Source organism: Chamaesiphon sp. OTE_20_metabat_361 (genome assembly GCF_031364565.1).
In genome coordinates, this window is the sequence record NZ_JANLWO010000583.1 from 1 (window position 1) to 3,854 (window position 3,854).

A 3,854-nucleotide genomic window follows, 5' to 3' on the forward strand; every position below is an offset into this window, starting at 1 on the left:
CTCGGCTAAAGTGTGAGTACAGCAGGATAAGCGATTATTTTTTCATCTGCTGTTAGTAATGGAATCCCTGACAGGATGGAAGTTGCTACAATAATTTGGTCTGCGGGATCTTGATGAAATCCCACCAATTTAGTCGATTTAACGATAATTGGAATAGTCAGATCTAATGCTTGAATCTGCGGATGAGACAAGGCAATTTTCAACCAATCTTCAATAGACAATCGCAGCTCTAATCGACCGTATTCTACCAGTTTTGCGACTTCCCAACAAGAGTAAATACCGATCCAAAACCATCATTTTGTTGAGAGCTAATGATTTGCCGATGGCGCTGAGATAGTCGAGGATTGTCATCCATCCACCAAATCCAGATGTGAGTATCCAGCAAAATCATTGCAATACATCCCAATCTTCTAACGGAATAGCTGTCTCAAAGGGATTGTCGTAGCGGGTGACTGAGCCTTTTAGAGATTGCCATTCGTCGTTTAGCGGCGGCTCGATCGAGTCTGAATCTAGTTCTTGAGAGGATGAATCTTCTAACACGATAACTTCTACTGACTTACCAACATTAAATGGTAATCCCTTCAGGACGATCGTGCCATCTGCCATCACGACCGAGCGAACTTTATAAGCATTCATAAATATGATTAGGTTGAGACTATAACTAGATCCCGATCTTACTGCTTCTCAATACAATTCGGTGCGGTAGATTTCACCTCATCGGCAATATCTGTAGGTTGACTAGTCAAAATTACCGTGCGATCGCGACCCATTTTCCAGCCTTGTGCAGCCTCGATCGATGGTGGCATTGGCGGACTACTTACAGGTGTAGTCGTCGAGCGCGGATCGACCCACAGATTGCTACTCCGTAACGGCTCGATCGCACTGGGGGTCATCCCACCCTTCCCACTGTCGATGAATGTACTCGCCTGCTTATCGCCACTCCTCGCACAAGTTTGTGAGAGTGTCGGCGGGTTTGGTGCGATCGGATCTGGCTGCAATCCTTTATTTGGATCGTTCCCCAACGTGGTAATCGTCACGATTCCTTGAGGGCCAAATGTAGAAGTCGCGGTAATATTTGATAAGTCCGTCCGCTGCGTACTAAAGCCCAGCACATTATCAGCTCTAATCTGAATTTTCCCGCCTTGTCCACCCGCAGCACTCGCACTAATATTGCTATTTTCATTTGGTACGGCGAGGATGAGTCCGTTGGGCGCAAAGATCTGGATATTCCCGCCATTCCCATTCGTCGCCGCACTTGCCGAAATCTCTGACTGGTTCCGCAGCAGTAGCAGTTTATTAACGTTGAGGTCGATGTCTCCCCCATTTGCCGAGACAGTTTTAGCAGTTATCGCCCCGCGATCGAGTTCGATCGTATCGGCATTAGCGGTAATATTCCCCCCACGTCCAGCACCATTACTATTCACAGTTACTAATGCACCTTGTTGAATATTCAAATTCAGACTAGTAATATTAATATTGCCACCATTGCCAGTGGAACCGGATTGCGATCGACTGACGATGCCGCTAGTATTACCAACATTCAGAACGATATTATAGTCACTAAACGATCCCTGCCCATCTGTCTTAGTGAGATAGGATCGTAGGCTCGATCGAGCTGTCGGACTGGTCTGCAAGAAGGTGAAATATTGATCTAAAACTTGTCGATCCACAGGATTAGGATTAGTTTGCTGCCATGCTGCGAGCACAGATTGCTGTGAAGTTGGGTTGGGATTTTGGAGATATTCTCCCAGCGCTGCTCTGGCGGCTGGCTGATTGCTGATTACTAGGATTAAGCTCATGAAGGCTCGTTTGGCTTCAAAAGTCGAATCGATACCGCCCAGGGTCAAGCTATTGTCAGCTCGGACATTAATTGTCCCCGCCTGTCCGCTCCCCTTAGTCGTCGAGATTAGTTGACCGCCATCGACTAAGTTTATCGTATTGGCTTTAATATCGATCGAGCCACCTCGCCCACTAGCGAGGGTACTGACATCAATTCTCGTCCCTCCTTGCAACGTCACGCGATCGGCATTAATCTTCACTACACCAGCATTACCCGTATCGCTGGTAATACTCCGAATCCGACTCCCATTCCCCACACCTGCAAAAGCTGGATTATTTTCCGTCCCCAGAAATTGACCCAAATTCGAGTTACCCAGTAGCTCTACAGAATCAGCAGGACGACCGTTTAAACCCGAAATTGAAATCGAACCACCCAAGCCACTGCCATCGGTTCCCGCTGAAATTACCCCACCATCTTTGAGAACCAATTTAGGTGTTTGAATATCGATATTACCTGAATCTGTCCGACCTGCTGAAAATGTCGCGATCGCAGTAGCCTTGGGAAATCCATACAAAAATACAGCGGGGGATACTCCGCTGACTTCTATTGATTCCTTCGCAACAATTTTAATATCACCTAATTTGCCGATACTCAGAGGATTACTGGGATCGAAATAGTTGTAATCCGTACCAATTTGTGCGCCATCCTGGTGGATTAGTTTACCTGTTTGAATCGTAATATTACCACTAGTACCCAAACCATAAGAACTGGTGAGAATGTCACTTTCTTGTCCATTTGTCGGCGCACCAAGTCTGATAGTATCATTCACCAGAATCGAGATGTTTCCACCACGCCCCGAACTTCTTTTATAGGGACTAGTTTCTAAATACGCACCATCTAATATCTGCAAATTTCGAGCCGTAATCTGGAGATCCCCGCCATCAATCTTGCCTTGAGTATTGCTTGTGGAAATCCCAGTGAGATTACCAGCGATGAGAATATCGCCTGTTGCATCGATCTTAATACCGCCACCTTTTGTATTTACCTCATCCCCAGTAGATCGCGAATTAATCTTCGCAGGACTATGATCGGTGCCAACGACAGTCAGATCGCGAGTTTGCAGATTAATGTTACCGCTTTTAGTGCCAGTAGTTGAGAGCATCGAACTAGATACCTCGATCGAATCCGCACTCCGCCCATTCATACCTGCGATCGCCAGTGAGCCACTTAAACCGCCAGTACTATTTTCTGTGAGGATTTTTGCACCATCTTGAATCGAAAATTTAGCAGTTTGGATATCGATATTCCCACTATTGCCCGAACCATAAGCACTAGTCAAAATATCACTTTCTTGAGCATTTGTTGGCGCACCAATTTTAACCGTATCGATTGCCGCGATCGAGATCTTGCCACCGTTGCCAGTACTATAAGGACTCGCTTCTAGATATGCACCATTTAAGATCTGCAAATTGCGAGCGGTAATCGTAATATCGCCACCATTAATACCACCCAAAGTACTGCTAGAAATCCCCGTATTATTACCTGCGATGAAAATATCACCCGTCGCATCGATTTTAATACTACCACCTTGAGTATTTGCCACATTACCACTAGATCGGGCACTAATCACACTAGGACTAGCATCCGTTCCAGCCACTGTAATCTGGCGTGCTTGGAGATCGATATTGCCACTATTGGTACCCGCAGTGGAGATCCGCGCACCATTTTGGACGGTAATATCGCCCCGCCTCAACCCATCAGGAATAGCTAGACTTGTCGTCCTAGTATCTGTTAGCTTATTAGTATCGATCGCGATCGATCCGACATCATTAACGGCGGCTAATTCTACTTTACCATTCGGTAATATCAATCTAGAACCAGTTAGCGTAATATTCCCCCCAGCAAACAACACACTCGCACCATCATAATTAGCGAGTAAACTAGTCGCACCTGTAAAATTAATATCGCCAATCCTACTCCCAAACTGAAGCCCCACCGGAGTCGTCATCGTCAGTAACGGTACCTGCGGATTGACAGTACCATACACATTTCCATCTGCAAATTTCAAACCATT

Annotated in this window: 2 protein-coding genes and 1 pseudogene; all 3 read right to left on the bottom strand. The window is 46.0% G+C overall.

All coding sequences use genetic code 11. From position 1 onward, the window contains the following. Positions 1-5: 5 nt before the first annotated feature. Positions 6-391 (bottom strand): annotated as a pseudogene (locus tag RMO35_RS25410) (type II toxin-antitoxin system VapC family toxin). Further along, on the bottom strand, positions 388-636 hold the full coding sequence (locus tag RMO35_RS16825; protein ID WP_309742471.1) for a hypothetical protein: 249 nt from the start codon (positions 634-636) through the stop codon (positions 388-390). The pseudogene RMO35_RS25410 and the gene RMO35_RS16825 overlap by 4 nt, the downstream one beginning before the upstream one ends. Positions 637-674: 38 nt before the next feature. Then, the coding region (locus tag RMO35_RS16830; protein ID WP_309742472.1) for a hypothetical protein at positions 675-3,854 on the bottom strand (3,180 nt) is incomplete at its 5' end.